This window comes from Bacteroides sp. UBA939 (assembly GCF_002293435.1).
In the GTDB taxonomy this organism is placed as follows: domain Bacteria; phylum Bacteroidota; class Bacteroidia; order Bacteroidales; family Bacteroidaceae; genus Bacteroides.
Window position 1 is genome coordinate 19,995 of record NZ_DBDF01000180.1, and the last position, 19,630, is coordinate 39,624.

Below are 19,630 nucleotides of genomic sequence, written 5' to 3' on the forward strand. Positions count from 1 at the left end.
GAATAGAGATAGTTCTGATAATCTACAGGATAAAAAACATGCGAAACTTAATTTTTTTATGATATATCTGTTATTTGAGGATTTGATTGATAGCCTCTATCTCTTCCGGTGCGAAGGCAGTATTCTCTATTCCCTTCAGATTGTCCGTCAATTGAGCTACCGAACTGGCGCCTATGATAACCGAGGTCACCATTTCGTCTTTCAGCACCCATGCCAGCGACATTTCGGCGAGTGTCTGTCCACGGCGGATGGCAAGTTCATTCAGCGCCTTTATCTTTCCCAGTGTGTCGCCCGTCAGCGCTTCTTTTTTCAGGAAACCACCTTTGGCAATGCGCGAATCTTCGGGGATACCGTTCAGGTAGCGGTTCGTCAGCAGTCCTTGCGCCAGTGGCGAGAAGGCGATGAATCCCGTTCCGTTCTCCCGTGCCTGTTGCAAGATACCTTCTTCTTCGGGTTCCCGGTTGAAGATATTGTACCTTCCCTGGTAGAGCAGGCAGTGCACGTCTCTTTCTTCGAGGTATTGGTAGGCAAACCCGGCTGCTTCCTTCGGATATTTGGATATGCCTGCGTATAAGGCTTTGCCTTGGCGCACAATGTCTACAAGGGTTTGCAGTGTTTCTTCCAACGGTGTCTCGGGGTCGTAGCGATGTGAGTAGAATATGTCCACATAGTCGAGGCTCATCCGGCGCAGACTCTGGTCGAGGCTGTTCATTAGGTACTTTCTTGACCCCCATTCACCATAAGGGCCGGGCCACATGTCGTGTCCGGCTTTGGTTGATATAAACAATTCATCCCGGTAGGGCATGAATGATTTCTTCATAATCATTCCGAAGGTTTCTTCTGCTGAGCCGTAGGACGGGCCGTAGTTGTTGGCGAGGTCGAAATGGGTGATGCCCTTGTCGAAAGCATAATGCGCCATTGCCTGTGAGTTGGCAAACGTATTTACGTCGCCGAAGTTGTGCCACAAGCCTAAGGATATTTCAGGAAGCAATATGCCGCTTCGTCCGCAACGGCGGTACTTCATACCATTATCATACCGATTGCTGTCGGGAGAGTAAACAGGGTTTATCATACTGATTAAGTTTAAGAATTTATACTGTAAATACGTTGTTGTGAAATAGGTTTGTACTATAACTCATCTCACCACAATGCACAAAAGTACGCAATTCCTTCCGAAAAGATTTGCTTTTGTTTATCCAATAACGCACATGATACAAATACTCCCCCTACATGAAACAAATTGTACTGTGATTGGATAAGAGAATATTACTCGAAATCAGGATAAGACCACTATCTTTGCCCCACTAACACTATATAATATAATGAAGAAAATAATTCTAACTATGGCACTTGGCGCTTGCATGTATTCCTGTGGCGAAAGTCGGAAGGAAGTGTACAAAGATTCTACCGCACCTGTAAAGGACAGGGTAGAGGACCTGTTGAAACGAATGACTTTGGAAGAGAAAGTCGGTCAGATGAATCAGTTCGTCGGCGTGGAACACATTAAGGCGAACAGCGCCGTGATGACTGAAGACGAATTGAAGAACAACACGGCGAATGCTTTCTATCCCGGTTTTACCGAAAAAGACATAGAAGAATGGACGGAGAAAGGACTGATAGGCTCTTTCCTGCATGTGCTTACCATTGAAGAGGCCAACTACCTGCAAACCTTAGCCATGAAGAGCCGCCTGCAGATACCTATTATATTCGGCATCGACGCCATTCATGGCAACGCCAATGCCCCGGACAATACGGTTTATCCCACCAACATAAATCTTGCTTGCTCCTTCGACACGCTGATGGCCTACCGGATAGCCCGGCAGACTGCCAAAGAAATGCGCGCCATGAACATGCACTGGACTTTCAATCCCAATGTGGAAGTAGCCCGCGATGCCCGTTGGGGGCGGGTAGGCGAGACCTACGGCGAAGACCCGTATCTGGTAACTTCGCTTGGCGTACAGTCCGTGAAAGGCTACCAGGGCGATTTAAGTGGCAGTGAAGATGTGCTGGCATGTATCAAACATTTCGTAGGCGGCAGCGAACCCATCAACGGAACAAACGGATCTCCTACCGATTTGTCCGAACGAACGCTTCGCGAAGTATTCTTCCCGCCTTTTGAGGCAGGTGTGAAAGCCGGCGCCATGTCCCTGATGACCGCCCATAACGAACTGAACGGCATTCCCTGCCATAGCAACGAATGGTTGATGCAGGATGTGCTGCGCGACGAATGGAAATTCCCCGGATTTGTAGTCAGCGACTGGATGGATATCGAACATATCCACGACTTGCACGCCACTGCCGAAAACCTGAAAGAGGCTTTTTACCAATCCATCATGGCAGGTATGGACATGCACATGCACGGTATCCACTGGAATGAAATGGTGGTAGAGCTGGTGAAAGAAGGACGTATTCCCGAATCACGTATCGACGAATCGGTACGCCGCATACTGGATATCAAGTTCCGTCTCGGCCTGTTCGAACAGCCTTATGCCGACGAAGCCGAAACGATGAAGATACGTCTCTGCGACGAACACCGTGAAACCGCTCTCGAAGCTGCCCGTAACGGTATTGTCTTGCTCAAGAATGACGGTCTGCTTCCGCTGGACGCTTCCAAATATAAAAAGATAATGGTAACCGGCATCAACGCCGACGACCAGAATATTCTGGGTGACTGGAGCGCCCCCGAAAAAGATGAAAATGTAACAACCATCCTCGAAGGCTTGAAAATGATAGCTCCCGACACCCGGTTTGATTTCGTTGACCAGGGTTGGGACCCGCGCAACATGGACCCGAAGAAAGTGGCGGAAGCCGCCGCGCGTGCCAGGAATGCCGACCTTAACATCGTTGTAGCCGGCGAGTACATGATGCGTTTCCGTTGGGCTGACCGTACCGACGGTGAAGACACCGACCGCTCCGATCTTGATCTTGTAGGTTTGCAAAACGAACTTATCGAAAAAGTCGCCGCATCGGGTAAGCCGACTATCCTTATTCTGGTGAACGGGCGCCCCTTGGGGATTCAGTGGGCAGCAGCAAACTTGCCCGGTATCATCGAAGCCTGGGCGCCGGGCATGTGCGGAGGGCAGGCAGTAGCCGAAATCCTTTACGGCAAGGTGAATCCGTCTGCCAAACTTGCCATTACCATTCCGCATAGCGTAGGACAGTTGCAGATGATTTATAACCATAAGCCCTCACAATATTTCCACCCCTATGCGGCAGGCAAACCAAGCACACCGCTTTACCCGTTCGGCTACGGACTGTCTTATACTACTTATAAATATGATAACCTGAAATTGCTGCAAAAAGAAGCAGATAAGGACGGTACGGTAGAGGTCAGCGTAAATGTAACTAATACGGGCGAACGCGACGGAGTGGAAATAGTGCAGCTTTATATCCGCGACAGGTTCAGTAGCGTTACCCGTCCGGTGAAGGAATTGAAAGATTTTGCCCGCGTATCGTTGAAAGCTAAAGAAAGCAAGGTTGTGAACTTCAGGATTACCCCCGACAAGCTGGCTTTCTATGACAAGAAGATGAATAAGATAGTAGAGCCGGGCGAATTTATTGTAATGGTCGGTTCATCGTCTGATGATAAAGATTTGCTGAAAGAAAGTTTCGTTATTAAATAAGGAAGTTCGATTTCATAGATTGTTTTTTGATTAATAGGGGCGATATCAGGAGCCATCCCATGATGTGGATGAAGGTTCTTGGTATCGCCCTTTCATTTGTTGAAATTCATAATTATCCGCTATGCTACCACTGAATGATAATTTATATTTCAGGCGCAGATTACACGGATGCACGCGGATTCTTTTTTTAAATGATAAGTAGCCGACAATAATCAACAGTAGTATCTCTATTCTCCTCCTCCCGGGAGGAGGAGAATAGAGATACTACTGTTAGTTGTCTGCGCTAAACCTTCATTTATCTGTTTAGTGATATAATTGCGGATAATCACATTAAAAAGCTACGATTTGTGTCGGTTGAACCGTGTTATGGCATCCCGTACCTTGAAATATAACAAATAATACCATTGGAAAAAACAAATACTACCACTAACCCTTCGCAGAAAGTTATTATATTTGTGGAGTGATACTTTTTTAACCAGCTAAAACAGAGAGAATATGGAAAACATAAATAATATAATGAGGGAAATAACCCCTTTGTCCGACCGTGATTGTTTCTACATTGCCGACCGCCGCAAGACGGAATTTACTTACCCCATTCATTGCCACACCGAATATGAGTTGAACTTTACCGAACGAGCCGCCGGTGTCCGACGGATAGTGGGCGATTCATCCGAAGTGATCGGAGACTACGACCTGGTACTGATTACCAGTAAAGAATTGGAGCATGTGTGGGAACAGCACGAATGTACCTCGAAAGATATACGTGAGATAACTATCCAGTTCTCCCCCGATCTGTTTTTTAAGAATTTCATAAATAAGAATCAGTTCGACAGCATCCGCTATATGCTCGAAAAGGCGCAGCGTGGCATCAGTTTCCCGATGCAAGCCATTCTGAAAGTCTATAACTGGCTGGACAAACTGGCCTCCGGTGAGCAGGGCTTCTATGCGGTGATGGAATTCCTTCGCATCCTGTATGAGCTTTCGCAATATGATGATGTGAGAGTATTGTCCAGTTCCTCGTTTGCTAAAATCGAAACATACTCTGATAGCCGCAGGGTGCAGAGGGTGCAGAAATATATAGCCGACCACTATCAGGAAGAAATCCGTTTGGATACCTTGGCAGATATGGTGGGCATGACGGCTGTTTCGTTCAGCCGTTTCTTCCGGTTGCGTACCGGGAAAACCCTTTCCGATTATATTATCGATATCCGTTTAGGATTTGCCACGCGCCTGCTGATAGACTCCGCGCGCACCATTGCAGAAATCTGTTATAATTGCGGTTTCAACAATTTGTCCAACTTCAACCGGATGTTTAAACGTAAAAAAGGTTGCTCTCCGAAGGAGTTTAGAGAGAACTATAGAAAGAAGAAAATCGTGATATGACAGCACCATACCCGCACCATACCTGCTCCTTACCCGCTCCTTTCCCGCTCCTTTCCAAGTCCTCCCTATAGGACAAGGAGGAGAGGCGGAGCGGATACGGTTTTGAGGTACTTCGTTAACATGTAAACAACTTACTAAAATTAAACAAATAACAACGTTTTGATGTCATGAAAAAAGTATCAATTCTCCTTATCTGCCTGTTGTGCATACTCACGACGACGGCGCAAATCCGCGGCAATGAAGTCCGCGTGGTAGTTTCTCCCGATCACACCGACTGGAACTATCGTGTGAATGAAAAGTGCACATTTACCGTGCGAGTGCTAAAGGCACAGAACGTGTTGCAGGACGTGACGGTGGATTATGAACTCGGCCCGGAAATGTATCCCACCGAAACCCAAAAAGGCGTAACGCTGAAAAAAGGCGAACTTACTTTGCACGGAACAATGAAAACCGCCGGTTTCCTGCGTTGCAAAGTGACGGCACACGTCGACGGACGTAAATATGAAGGCGTTGCCACCGCCGGTTATGCCCCCGAACAATTGCAACCGGTTACCGAACTTCCGGCAGACTTCCGTGAATTCTGGGCGAAAGAACTGGAGGATGCACGTCGCACCCCTCTGCAACCACTAATGACCTTACTGCCCGAACGCTGTACGACGACCGTGAATGTCTATCATGTCAGTTTCCATGCCGAACGTTGGGGATCCCGCTTTTACGGCATCCTCTGCGTGCCCAAGAAAGAAGGACGGTATCCTGCCCTGTTGCGTGTGCCCGGTGCGGGTATCCGCCCCTACGGTGGAGATGTTTATACGGCAGAGAAAGGAGCTATTACATTGGAAGTGGGCATTCACGGTATCCCCGTTACCATGGAACAATCCTTCTACAACAACCTGATGAACGGCGCCTTGAACGGTTACTGGACTTTCTGCCGGAACGATTTGAAGAATTTTTATTACCACCGCGTGATTATCGGCGCTTTGCGTGCCGTAGATTTTATCTGCGAACTGCCGCAGTACAACGGACAATCCTTAGGCGTGACAGGCTCCAGCCAAGGTGGAGCGCTTTCGGTGATGACAGCTGCGCTTGACCCGCGCATCACTTTCTATGCAGCCGTTCATCCGGCGCTTTGCGACCATGAAGCGTATACGAAGAAACGTGCCGGCGGCTGGCCTCATTACTTCTATTATTATGGTGCACCCGATGCGAAAGAATTGAATGTGGCACGCTATTACGACACGGTGAACTTTGCCCGTTGCCTCAATGTTCCCGGTTGGTTCAGTTGGGGATACAATGATGAAGTCTGTACACCGACTTCCATGTACTCCGCCTACAATGTGGTCACATCCCCCAAAGAACTCCATCCATACCTGGAAACAGCCCATTACTGGTATCAGGAACAGTGGGACGAATGGCAGGCATGGCTCTGGAAACAAATGGGGATAGGTAAATGATAAAATAGTATCATTCCTCTTGATTGTAACCCCGTATCTTTGTGAGGTTACTAAAAGCGAAATGATATGAGACACTTCTTTTTATTATTAACCATTCTTTTCTTCTTCCTGATGAGTGCATGTACTTCTAAACCGGTTGTGAATACGTTTGTTCATGTCAATGAAAACGGCCAACTTATCCGTAACGGGAAACCTTATTATTATGTAGGTACAAACTTCTGGTACGGCGCCATCCTTGGTTCCGAAGGAGAAGGCGGCAATCGCGAACGCCTGCATAAAGAACTGGACTTTCTGAAAAGTATCGGTGTCAATAACCTGCGCGTACTGGTAGGAGCGGACGGTGAGAATGGAGTGAAGAGTCGTGTGGAACCCTCCCTGCAAGTGGCTCCCGGAGTATATAATGATACGATTCTGGACGGGCTGGATTACTTTATGGATGAGTTACGCAAGCGTGACATGACAGCCGTACTGTATTTAAACAACTCCTGGGAATGGAGCGGCGGTTATTCCGTTTACCTGCAATGGTCGGGACACGGCAAAGCTGTTGTGCCTGCCATAGACGGCTGGCCCGCTTATATGGAATACGTAAAACAGTTTCAACAATCAGATAGCGCGAAGGCATTATTTGCCAATTATGTCAAGGATATCATCACAAGAACAAATAGGTATAATAAGATAAAATATGTAGATGATCCGACACTTATGTCCTGGCAAATTGGAAATGAGCCTCGCGCTTTTTCTAATGAAAATAAAGAACCATTCGCCCAATGGATGGCGGATGTTGCCGCATTGATAAAGTCACTCGACTCCAACCATCTGGTTTCCTCCGGAAGTGAAGGCGCCTGGGGATGCGAGGGCGATATCGCACTCTACGAGAAAATCCATTCGGATGCCAATATCGACTACCTGAATATTCATATCTGGCCTTATAACTGGGGATGGGTGAAAGCCGACAGTCTGAAAGAACTTCTTCCGCGAGCCAAGGAGAATACAAAGCGATATATTGACGAACATATAGCGATTGCTGAAAAATACCGGAAGCCGGTAGTCCTTGAAGAATTCGGTTTTCCGCGCGATGGCTTCCAATTCTCAAAAGAAACGCCTACTACGGCGCGCGATGAATACTACAGCTATGTATTCGACCTGATTCGCCAGGATCGCGAGGACGGCGGACTCTTTGCCGGATGTAATTTCTGGGCGTGGGGTGGCTTTGCCGCTCAGACTCCCGGACACGTGTATTGGGAAAAAGGAGATGATTACACAGGTGACCCGGCCCAGGAGGAACAAGGCTTGAATTCCGTTTTCTCAACGGATACTACGATTGAAATTATCAGAGCGGAGAACGAAAAATTGAAATGAAATGAAAAGTAATTGGAAAAGATGGCTGGTTGCATGCCTGTTAATATTTGTCGCAGTATGTAGCGCAAACTCGCAGAAGAAAGAGAAAGTGGAGCAAACGGCTGCGGCGGAACAAAACATGCGCCTCTCCGTAGACGGTACCTATCTGGTAAATGCTAAAGGTGAGAAAGTCGTACTGAAAGGTGTCAGCTACGGTTGGCATAACTTCTGGCCTCGCTTTTACAATGCTTCTTCCGCATCTTATTTAGTCAATACCTGGGGTGCGGAAGTTGTACGCGCTTCTATGGGGATAGAATTGAAAGGAGGGTATCTCGACGCCCCGCAGAAAGGCATTGATTGTGTACAGGCAGTGACCGATGCCGCCATAGAAGAAGGTATTTACGCTATTATCGACTGGCATAGCCACGGTATCCGCACGGAGGAGGCAAAAGAGTTCTTCCGTAAAATGGCAACCCGCTACAAAGGCGTGCCTAATGTTATTTACGAAATATTCAATGAACCGGTAGAAGATAGCTGGGAGCTGGTAAAGGCTTATTCGGAAGAAGTGATCCGGGTAATCCGTAGCATCGAACCGGATGCAGTTATTCTGGTAGGTTGTCCTCACTGGGATCAGGACATACATCTGGCAGCAGATAATCCCATTACCGGCTATAATAATATAATGTACACTCTCCATTTTTACGCCAATACGCATACGCAATGGTTGCGCGACCGTGCCGACTATGCTTTAGGCAAAGGGTTGCCTATTTTCGTGTCGGAGTGCGCCGCAATGGAAGCCAGTGGCGACGGCGCCATCAATAAAGAAGAATGGAATAAATGGCTGGACTGGATGCAACAACATTCCATAAGTTGGGTTGCATGGTCTGTTTCGGATAAGAATGAAACTTGTTCGATGCTTCTCCCTTCCGCCTCTTCGGAAGGTAACTGGAAAGATGAAGATCTGAAGGAATGGGGACGGATGGTGCGGGATGAACTAAAGAAAGCAAAATGAGTTACTGAACATATTTTTTTGTCATATAATGGTGCTCAACTTGACTAATGTCAATTAAGTATCAATATATGATAAAAATGTGTCTGTTTACTGTTTACTGAAACGTTACTTTTGTATTTATAAAATGTGATATAAGTATAAATATAATAACTAAAGAAGAGGAACTTTAGCCTATGAGAAAGGAGTGAATAAAATATGAACAATTCTTTTTTTTGAAGGTTTATTTATTGGAACGATAGTTTACCTTTTGTTAAATCGGGCGTTGCTCATCCAGGGGTAGCCCACATCATTAATCTAAGAAAAATACAAGTATGAATTTAAATTTCAGAAAAACAGCATTGCTTGTAGGGATGTTTTCAACAATCAGCTTGATTTATATCCCTTCCATTTCCGCCGCATCCTCGGTTGATGCAGTTGTAGCTGTGCAGCAAACAAAAACAATTACGGGTACTATTTCTGATGCCATGGGGCCAATCGTTGGCGCCAATGTCGTGGAAAAAGGTACGACCAACGGTATTATTACCGACCTTGACGGTAAGTTTACCCTGAATGTGAAACAGGGAGCAACCATTGTTGTCTCCTTTATAGGTTATGTGAATCAGGAGATAAGGATTACCAATCAGACAAGTCTGAATATTACCCTGAAAGAAGACTCGGAACTTCTGGAAGAAGTCGTTGTCGTAGGTTATGGTACGATGAAGAAGAGTGACTTGTCGGGTGCTTCAGTGTCGATGGGTGAAGATAAGATTAAAGGTTCTATTATTACGAGCCTTGACCAGTCGTTACAAGGGCGTGCTGCCGGTGTGACGGCGGTAACAACTTCCGGTGCTCCTGGTTCTTCCTCTTCTATTCGTGTACGTGGACAGGCTACTATCAATGCTAATGCCGAACCGTTGTATGTTATTGATGGCGTTATAGTGCAGGGACAAGGTGAAAGTGGTGCCAGCTTTGGTTTAGGTGACCGTTTGGGTAATGGTAGAATTTCTACTATTTCTCCGTTGTCCACCATTAACCCGGCGGATATTGTCAATATGGAAATCTTGAAAGATGCTTCTGCAACTGCTATTTATGGTGCACAAGGTGCAAACGGTGTTGTGTTGATCACTACAAAACGTGGTAAAGCCGGAGAAGCTAAGTTCTCTTACGATGGTATGGTGGCTGCTCAGCGGCAGACTAAACGTCTCGACTTGATGAATTTGCGCGACTTTGCAGGTTACTATAATGATTTTGTGAATCAAGGTTATACTGAAGAAAATGTAATTTATTCCGATCCTTCTATATTAGGAGTAGGTACTAATTGGCAGGATGCTGTTTTCCAGACTGCCATGCAACATCAGCATCAAGTTTCGGCTCAGGGGGGTACAGAGAAAATTCAGTATTACGTATCAGGTTCCTATATGGATCAGGACGGTACGGTTATTGGTTCAAACTTTAACCGGTATAGTTTTCGTGCCAACTTGGATGCACAGTTAAAAACATGGTTAAAGCTGGGCTTTAGTGCTACGTATTCGGCAACAGACGAAAATCTGAAACTTGCGGATAGTGCTGAAGGTATTATCAACTATTCATTGACTACTATTCCTGATATACCTATTTATAATGTAGATGGTAGTTATGCCACGGTGGTACGTGAAGGTTGGACAAATCCTAACCCCATAGCTATGGCTATGTTGGAGGAGATCTTATTGAAGCGTCAAAAATTAACCGGTAATATCTTCTTCGAAGTAACTCCGATTAAAAACTTAGTTTGGCATGCAGAACTGGGTTATGATGTCAGTGCTTCTAAAGGTGAGACTTGGCGTCCGACGGTTGATCTTGGAGGTTGGAAACGTGGTTCTAACGACAGTCGTATTCAGAAAAATAGTTCTCTGTTCTGGCAGTTGAAGAATTATGTGACATATTCCGGTAATTTTGGTAATCATTCATTTACAGCCATGCTCGGTCAGGAAGCTTGGGAAAGTAAATATGATTTCAATAGTACATATAACACAGCATTGCCTTCGAATGTAGTACGCAATCCGGCGTTGGGTAGCGGTACCCCACAGATTAATGTCGGTTTTGGTAGTGGGGCTATGGCTTCTTTCTTCACTCGTTTGACTTATAATTATAATGACCGTTATTTGGCTACTTATACTTATCGTTATGATGGTTCATCAAATTTTGGACCAAATAATCGTTGGGCAGGTTTCCACTCATTGGCTGCTTCGTGGCGTTTTTCTAACGAGAAATTCTTTAAGTCGTTGGAGAATGTTATCAGCAATGGTAAGTTGCGTATTGGCTGGGGACAGACCGGTAATTCTGATATTGGCGGTTATGCATGGGGCTCTTCTATAACCCGTATGCCCTCCGGATTGGGTATGGGTTATCGTCCTGCTAACATTGCTAATACAGCTATACAGTGGGAGTCTCAGGAACAATGGAATATTGGTTTGGATTTGGGGTTGATTCAAGATCGTATCAATTTGACTATAGATTGGTATAAGAAAACTTCCAATGATATGTTGATGCCACTCCAGTTACCTTCTTACATGGGTACACAAGGTAATGGTTCTTCAGCTTTGGCTGCTCCAATGGGTAATTATGGCAGTATTGAGAATACCGGTTTTGAAGTGACTTTGAATACACACCCGATTGATGGAACGTTTAAATGGGACAGTGACTTGCAAGTGTCTTTCAATAAGAATAAACTGAAGGCGCTTTCCGGAACTACCAGTGCAGCTATCGTTGGTTATGGTCAATGGAGTGATGTGGTAAGCGTTTCTGAAGTAGGTCACTCTCTTTATAATTTCTATGGTTATGTGACGGATGGTGTATATCAAAACTTTGACGACATTCAAAATTCGCCGAAGACAGGCGCTTATCCGTTTATTAGAGATGATAACAAGAATATTATTCGCGATGCGGCCGGTAACGTGGTGTTGGCTGATGCCGGCGACTTTAATCGCGGTAATACCGTTTGGGTAGGTGACGTGAAGTACAAAGATTTGAACGGTGACGGCATTATTGATGAGAATGACCGTACTAACATAGGTTCGCCGATGCCGGACTTTACGTTTGGTTGGACTAATACATTCCGTTATAAAAACTTTGATTTGAGCTTTTTTCTTAACGGATCGGTCGGGAATAAAGTAATGAATTACATGAGTATCCATCTTACTCACATGAACTCTACTTTTACCAATCAATTGAATAAGGTGAGAGATCATGCTGTGATTGTTCCAATAGATGCGGAGGTTGCCGCTGCGGCCGGTGCTAATAATTGGTTCTATGATATTACCAACTCCCAAGTGGCTAATCCCAATACTACTGTGCCACGCGTGACATATAGTGATCCTAACGATAATGATCGCATCAGTGACCGCTATATAGAGGATGGCTCTTATGTCCGTCTGAAAAACATCACCTTCGGTTATACTTTCCCGAAGAAAATGATTGGTAAATGGGGGTTAGAGAATCTGCGTCTCTATGCTAATATTCAAAACTTGCTGACTATTACGGGATATGATGGTTATGACCCGGAAATAGGTGCCAGCACGGCTGACTCGCAAGGCTATACTTATGGATTGGATAACGGTCGTTATCCGTCTCCTACGATCTATTCCTTTGGTCTGAATATTACGTTCTAACTATTAATAGAAGAAAATTATGAAAATAAAAGATATAAAATATTGGGTAATATCTTCCATGCTTTGCATAGGACTGAATTCTTGTGAAGATTTTCTGGATCGTCCTTCGGAAGATAATTATAATGTAGGTACATTCTATCAAAATGACGAACAGTGTATTCAGGGTGTGAACTATCTGTATAACTCTCCTTGGTATGACTTCCAACGTGGTTTTATCAAGATTGGTGAAGTTTTTTCCGGTAATCTGTATTGGGGGGATAGTCCTTATATGAACTTTTCCGTGAATGGTACGGATGGGGATTTGATTAATATGGCTTATTCTCTATGGGCTGTTAATGGTCATGCCAATACGGTTTATACGAATTTGCAGGCGGCTATTGCCTCAGAATCCGTGAGAAATCAATGTATGGGCGAGTGTTTGGTGTGGAAAGCTATGGCTTATTTTTATTTGGTTCGTACGTTCGGTGAAGTTCCTATTATTCACGATAATAATGCGGAACTGACTGCGGGTACTTACAATGAAAAATATAAAGTGAGGCGTGAAAACGTGTATGAATACATTATAATGACGTTGGAGAAAGCGCTTGAATTGCTTCCGAAGCGGCAAGGTGAACTCGGTCGTATTGATTATTATGCGGCAGAAGCATTGATGGCTAAAGTTTATTTAACTCGCTCGGGATTAAACCAAAAAGGTACTCGCAATCAAGCCGATTTGGATAAAGCTGCTGAATTCGCTAAGGATGTAATAGACAATTCCGGTCGTCAATTGATGGAGGTATATTCGGATATCTTCCGGTTGAAAAACAATAAGAGCGAAGAATCTTTGATAGCATGGCATTGGACTGTATCTAGCTCTTGGACTTCTCAAAACACTCTTCAAAGTGATATTGCAATGGTCGGTTTCAGTGAATTCGGCGATTGTTGGGGTGGTTTTATAGGCCCGTCTGTCGATTTGCAAGATGCATTTGGTGTAGATGCTTTGAAAAGCCCCGAAGAACGCCATGATACGGATGTTCGTCGTAAAGCTACAATGATGATGCCGGGTGACGTATACAATTATTTTTGGACTGATAAAGGTGGCTTTGATTATTTGAGATTTATTTATGACACTGAATATGGGGCAGGTGGTCCCGGTGGCGCATTCCAGTCTAATACCGGCGCTAACTGTGTGAAGCATTTGTATGGTGATGCTTATGACCACAAGACAGCTTTAGGTATAGATGCTGACCGTATGGCAAGCGGTTTGAGCACACATATCCTCCGATTGGGCGACGTTTATCTGATTTATGCGGAAGCAGTATTGGGTAATGCGGCTTCTACTACGGATGCCAGCGCGTTGGAAGCTTTCAATGCCGTTCGCAGTCGTGGTAAGTTGGCTATGGAACCGTTGACTTCTCTCACTTTTGATGATATTTGGAAAGAACGGCGGTTGGAGTTGGCTATGGAAGGAGACCGTTGGTATGATTATGTACGTTTGTCTTATTATGATCCGAAACGTGCTACTGATGAACTAATGGCGCAACGGCGTAATGGATATTATGGGTTGGATGATCTATATAGTCCTTATTATGAATCAGGGGCATGGTCTTATGATCCGGATGAAATACGTTACGATGCGGATACTCCGGCTCCTAATGTTGCTGAAGGTAGTTTTACTTTGCCGTTTCCAACGGAGGATGTGGTATTTAATCCCAATTTGCAAGAATCGGTGGATGCAATAAATATAGACGTTCGTAGCGAATTTAGTTACTAATCTTAATACGAAAGAACAATGAAAAGTAAAAGATACATAAATTGGTTCATGGCAGTGGCTGTAATGGGAATAGGCATGGTCTCTTGTGAAGATGAACCGGATAAGTTTGAATTGAGCGGTGGAAAACCTACTATAAAATACATACGTATGCCTTCTGCCTCTGCTGCTGATTCTTTGATTGTGGGTGCATTCATGGATGCTGCAATTTGCCTAGTCGGCGATAACCTGAAAAGCATACAGGAAATGTATTTTAATGATCAGAAAGCTATCTTGAATACAAGTTACATGACTGAGAATACACTTATAGTGAATGTACCTGGAACTATTCCGGAAGTGGTTTATGATAAAATATTTATGGTGACGCGCGATAAAGATACCATAAATTACGATTTCAAGGTGTTGGTGCCTGGTCCTACGGTTAGCTCCATGAAATGTGAATGGGTTAATCCGGGTGAACTTGCTGAAATACGTGGTGATTATTTCATAGACGATCCCGGTCAACCGCTGACACTTAAAATTGGTGATACTAGTATTGATATTAGCAATTTTACCAAAAATACTATTTCGTTTGTGGTACCTGAGAATTTGGCGGAAGGTGCCGTGGAAGTTACTACTATTTATGGTGAAGTAACATCTAAATTCCACTACAATGATACTCGCGGTATGATGTTTGACAACTGGGGAGCAGCAGGTGAAACCGGAACGGGGCTGACTAACCATGGTTGGCATGCACGCGATATAAAGAAAGATGAATTCTCCTTAAGTGGTAGTTACATGGAATTGGGTGGTACAACAATGTCGGCTGATGGCGGATGGGCTGATGGAAACTTCGCGTTTGAATATTGGCCGGGTGACTGGAGCACTCCTCCGGTATTTGCGGGCACTGATATCTGTTTGAACGATTTGGTTAACTTTACGGATTTTGCGAATATGGCTCTCAAGTTTGAAATGTGCATTCCTGCTTCTAATCCGTGGATGGCCGGAGCAATGCAGATTATTTTCTCCGGAAATGATCAGGTAACTATACAGACAGCTAATAATACATTCTTTAATAATGATACGGGTTATCCGCGTGCTCTTTATCGCCCTTGGAGTGTTACAGGTAGTTATGATACGGCTGATGAATGGATTACTGTGACATTGCCTATTGCTTCGTCTTTTATATATGACCACAATGGGACAGATGCTAAGATACCGCTTACGGAAGCTAACTTTACGGGCTTGACAATCTTTGTATGGAGTGGTGGTGTAAATGGTACGGAGTGTAACCCTGTAATAAAGATAGATAACATTCGTGCTGTTCCCAATAAATAACCTTTAAAGATAATATAGATATGAACAAGATATATAAACATTCGGCACTCTGGATGATGTGCCTCATGCTCTTGGGTTGCTTGTCGTTTTTAGCTTGCGATAATGGAGATGAAGAAGATACCAACCAATATAAAGGTGGTATCAATTTGAATGTGTTTGGTCCCAGTCCTGTAGCTCGTGGTGGTCAACTTCGCTTCTTGGGTAGCGGAATGGATCAGATACAATCCGTGGCTATTCCTGGAGCCGGGGAGATTACTGATATAGAAATAATCAGTACGGATGAGATACGTATTACTGTTCCTCAAACGGCAGAGGTCGGATATGTTACTTTGAAAACTCCTACCGGGGAGATTACTACAAAGACCAAACTTACGTATACCGAACCTATCGGTGTGGAGACGGTCACGCCTAATCCAGTGAGACCGGGTGAGGTAATCACGATCAAGGGTGAATATCTGAATCTCATCAAAGAGATAATCTTCTTTGAAAATTTGCCGTTAGGTGCTGATACCGCTTTCATTGCACACTCACGTCAGGAAATTCAGGTGAAAGTTCCGATGGGGGCAAGAACCGGTGATGTGATTTTGGCTGATGCTTCTTCTGAGGATTCCGATGCGTTGCGCAATGAAATCATAATGGAGGATCTAATTATTATTTTGCCTTCTGTTGAATCGCCACTTGATTTGACTGCGAAAAAGCCAGGCGATGAAATTGTAGTAGAAGGTACTGACCTTGATTTGGTGAATGTTGTGAAGATGCCGAATGGTGAAGAAGTGGAATTTGTTTATTCTAAAGAAGGAAAAGAAACTATCACATTTGTACTGCCCGAAAATTCTATTGATGGTGCTGTAGTGATGGTTCCTGCTTCGGGGGTGGAAGTCGTTATCGCTATCATTGGTATGGCGTTGCCTGAAGAGGTGGTGGCGACCCCTGCAAGCGGATTGCGTGGTGGTGACATGATTACGTTGACGGGTATCAATATGGAACTGGTGACTACCGTTACATTCCCAAGTGTAGCTGATGCTGTGGAGCCCGAATCAAAGAGTGCTACAGAAGTGAAAGTGCAGATGCCTGATGCGGCCATCAGCGGTGAACTGTTATTGAATACGGCCAGCGGAGGTTCTGTGTCGGTAGTTATTGTTACCTTGAAACCGGAATTCGCGTCGTTTGCCAATGATGCAGTTTCTTTGGGTAGCGATATCACTATTAAGGGTAAGAATCTCGACTTGGTTGCTAAGGTGATTTATACCGGTGGTGCTGAAGTGGAAGTTACTCCGACTTCTGCCACAGAACTGACCGTTAATATGCCTACGGTGGGTAGTGAATCGGGTATATTGACTTTGGTAATGGGTAATGGAGAAACCGTAGAAACGGGTAGCCTTACCATCAACGCTCCTGAATTCTGCTACATTCCGGTGCTACCGGATGCGGATACCGAACTATATGGTGGCGAAATATTCACAATCAATGTGGAGAACGGTGATAAATTGACGGGAGTGGAAGTGGATGGTAAAGCGGTTCAATACCTCATCAATGATAAAACGCTTGTAATAGCAATACCTCAGTTGGCCAATGCCAATACGAAGGTGAAACTGATTTCTTCAAATGGTGGAATAGAGTATCCTATCGCATTTATTCCAGCTACCAGTATTAAAAACGAAGTGTGGAAGGGATTAGTTGATATTACTTGGAATGATGGTGGGCGTGTATTAATCCCAGCATCGGCTTTTGCAGATGTACCTGCCGGTGCCCGTATGGTATTGCATTATGCGCAGAAAGAAGGTGTATGGGCACAGGCTCAACTTAATTATGGTGATTGGAGTGGCGTGAATTTTACGGAAGGCGAATTTGTGTTTAACCAGACGTTGGTACCTACAGATCTTTATGGGAACTCATATACCAATCGTTCAACACCTTTGGTGCTGACGCAAGAAATTCTGAATAATATTCAAGCTAAAAAGGGTGATTCTGAAGGTCAAACAGGGCTGGGTATTATAATACAAGGATCTGACTTGGTATTCAGTAGCGTAACGCTTGAGTGGGAAATCTCTCTAGAAACCACAGTTTGGAAAGGTAATTTGGATATGGGTGCAGGATTGAGTGTGAACCATGAGATGAAACCGCCCTCCATGTTTGTAGATGCAGGTTTGAAGGAAGGCATGACCTTACGGTTCTATTTCGATATCTATGGAGATGATCCGAAGATTAAGCTGTACGATGGCCATTGGGGACCATTGTTTGGAGGTGGTGAAATTATTCTGGGTGCTGATGGTGTCCTTACATTGCCGGTAGATGCAGATTTGGCAACCAAACTGACTACATTGATCGATTGGGGTTACGGATTTGTTATACAAGGTAATAATTGTACGCTTACGAAGATTACGATTGAATAACAGTTCGGATTACAAAAAAATAATGTAATTATGAGTCCTGAACAATAAAATTATTCATTAAAACTCCCTTTGGCCTGACCTTTGAGGTTAGGTGAAGGGAGTTTTTTGAAAATTCAAACTGCTTCTAAATATAGAACGAAAAATATGAGACTTGAATTTGTGACATTGCATAAATGCATTGATAAACTGTTCGGTTGTTTCCTTTTGCTGCCTCTTCTCTATGCTTGTGGTGATAGGGACTCTTCACAAGAAGAACCGCAGATAGATGTTCCTCAATTTGTATTTAGTACGCCTGCAGATGGTGCAACCGATGTTCCTGATACTGACCTAAATGTAGTATTAACTTATAATCAGAATGTGACAGTTTCTTCTGTTGGGCATAACCGGATTACGGTTACAGGTGCAACGGTAGAGGCTGTTTCTGTCAGTCTTAAAAATGTAACTATCCGTTTGTCGGGACTAGAGAAAGAGAAAACTTATAGTCTGGTTGTCCCTAAGGGAATTGTTTTAGGGTCTACCGGAATGGAAGCATCGCAAGTGATGGTTTCTTTTTCAACAGTAAAAAAACCGGAAGTCATTCCTGTAGCTACCGAACTTTGTACCTCTGATCCTCTGCCGCAAGCAAAGAAAGTGTACGATTATTTGGTCAGTGTTTATGGTAGCAAAGCATTATCCGCTTCCATGGCTAACGTGAATTGGAATGTTGCTGAAGCAGACTTGGTGCATAAAGCTACAGGTAAATATCCGGCTATTGCTTTCTTTGATTATATTCATTTGGCGTGGTCTCCTGCCAACTGGATAGACTATTCTAATACCAAAGTGGTGGAAGACTGGTGGAATGCCAATGGGCTAGTTGGCGCAAGTTGGCATTGGACTGTTCCGGCAACAGAAGGTGAAACTGACCTCAATAAATATGCCTATGCTCCAGGTAATGGGAGACAAAATAATGAAGGGAATTGGACTACTACCTTTCGTCCCAAAAATATCTTTGTAGAAGGTTCTTGGGAGAACAAAACAGCTAAAGCCGATCTGGAAAAAATGGCTGGTTATTTAAAGCTATTGCAAGATAAAGGTATTCCTCTGATTTGGCGTCCGCTTCATGAGGCTGCCGGGAATATTTATGAATATAACGGCGGTACGGCTTGGTTCTGGTGGGGATATGACGGTGCGGAGACTTATAAAAAGTTGTGGCGTTATATGTTTGATTTCTTCAAAGAGAAGGGTATCAATAACCTGATTTGGGTGTGGACTACACAAACAGAAGATGCGGACTTCTATCCGGGTGATGAGTATGTGGACATTGTGGGACGTGATATCTATGGTCAGACATCCGGAGCGAATAATGCATCGCAGTATAATCTGATTTTTGATTCTTATTCGCAGAAGATGATAGCGTTGAGTGAGTGTGGTAATGTCGCAAAGTTTTCCGCTCAATGGAATGCCGGAGCGCATTGGTCATTCTTCATGCCTTGGTATCAGTATAATGCTACTACGCTGGTTGGTCATCAACACGCCAATGAGGCTTGGTGGAAGGATGCAATGAATCAGGATTTTGTTATAACCCGTGATCAAGTTCCTTCTATGGAGTAATCTTCCTTGCTATTATTCTGAATGAATTGAAATGTTGTAAGTAACAAAACTTACTTTCTGTTATCTTACCATATTCTTGTTTTCTTTTATATTAAAATTATGATTATTGATAGCAACTAAATACTTAACCCACATTGCATTAGTACC

Annotated in this window: 11 protein-coding genes; 10 read left to right on the top strand and 1 reads right to left on the bottom strand. The window is 44.2% G+C overall.

What is annotated here, in order from left to right; all coding sequences use genetic code 11:
• Window positions 1–70 precede the first annotated feature (70 nt).
• The gene (locus tag B2Z67_RS11560; protein WP_291529985.1) at window positions 71–1,072 is read right to left on the bottom strand and encodes an aldo/keto reductase; all 1,002 of its coding nucleotides are present in this window, start codon (window positions 1,070–1,072) and stop codon (window positions 71–73) included.
• Between the two features lie 250 nt (window positions 1,073–1,322).
• On the opposite strand from B2Z67_RS11560, the gene B2Z67_RS11565 reads away from it, so the two are divergent.
• The 10 genes from B2Z67_RS11565 to B2Z67_RS11610 all read left to right on the top strand — a co-directional run bounded on the left by B2Z67_RS11565 (window position 1,323) and on the right by B2Z67_RS11610 (window position 19,483).
• Window positions 1,323–3,623, top strand: coding sequence for a glycoside hydrolase family 3 N-terminal domain-containing protein (locus B2Z67_RS11565; protein ID WP_291529986.1), 2,301 nt, complete (start codon window positions 1,323–1,325; stop codon window positions 3,621–3,623).
• Between the two features lie 495 nt (window positions 3,624–4,118).
• Window positions 4,119–5,006 carry a helix-turn-helix domain-containing protein gene (locus B2Z67_RS11570; RefSeq protein WP_291529987.1) on the top strand — a complete coding sequence of 296 codons (888 nt, stop codon included), beginning with the start codon at window positions 4,119–4,121 and terminating at the stop codon, window positions 5,004–5,006.
• A 167-nt stretch (window positions 5,007–5,173) separates the two neighbouring features.
• Window positions 5,174–6,457 (top strand): acetylxylan esterase, encoded by a 1,284-nt coding sequence (locus tag B2Z67_RS11575; RefSeq protein ID WP_291529988.1) that lies wholly within the window; start codon window positions 5,174–5,176, stop codon window positions 6,455–6,457.
• 66 nt (window positions 6,458–6,523) lie between these two features.
• A complete protein-coding gene (locus B2Z67_RS11580) occupies window positions 6,524–7,816 on the top strand; it encodes a glycoside hydrolase 5 family protein (protein ID WP_291529989.1) in 1,293 nt (430 codons plus the stop codon).
• Between the two features lies 1 nt (window position 7,817).
• Entirely contained in the window at window positions 7,818–8,807 is a 990-nt protein-coding gene (locus B2Z67_RS11585) for a glycoside hydrolase family 5 protein (protein ID WP_414630810.1), read from the top strand.
• A gap of 311 nt (window positions 8,808–9,118) precedes the next feature.
• Entirely contained in the window at window positions 9,119–12,433 is a 3,315-nt protein-coding gene (locus B2Z67_RS11590) for a SusC/RagA family TonB-linked outer membrane protein (protein WP_291529990.1), read from the top strand.
• A gap of 19 nt (window positions 12,434–12,452) precedes the next feature.
• Entirely contained in the window at window positions 12,453–14,186 is a 1,734-nt protein-coding gene (locus tag B2Z67_RS11595) for a RagB/SusD family nutrient uptake outer membrane protein (RefSeq protein WP_291529991.1), read from the top strand.
• Between the two features lie 18 nt (window positions 14,187–14,204).
• On the top strand, window positions 14,205–15,500 hold the full coding sequence (locus B2Z67_RS11600; RefSeq protein ID WP_291529992.1) for a glycan-binding surface protein: 1,296 nt from the start codon (window positions 14,205–14,207) through the stop codon (window positions 15,498–15,500).
• 20 nt (window positions 15,501–15,520) lie between these two features.
• Window positions 15,521–17,893, top strand: a complete 2,373-nt coding sequence (locus B2Z67_RS11605) for a hypothetical protein (protein ID WP_291529993.1) — start codon at window positions 15,521–15,523, stop codon at window positions 17,891–17,893.
• A gap of 144 nt (window positions 17,894–18,037) precedes the next feature.
• A complete protein-coding gene (locus B2Z67_RS11610; RefSeq protein WP_291529994.1) occupies window positions 18,038–19,483 on the top strand; it encodes a glycosyl hydrolase in 1,446 nt (481 codons plus the stop codon).
• Window positions 19,484–19,630: the final 147 nt, after the last annotated feature.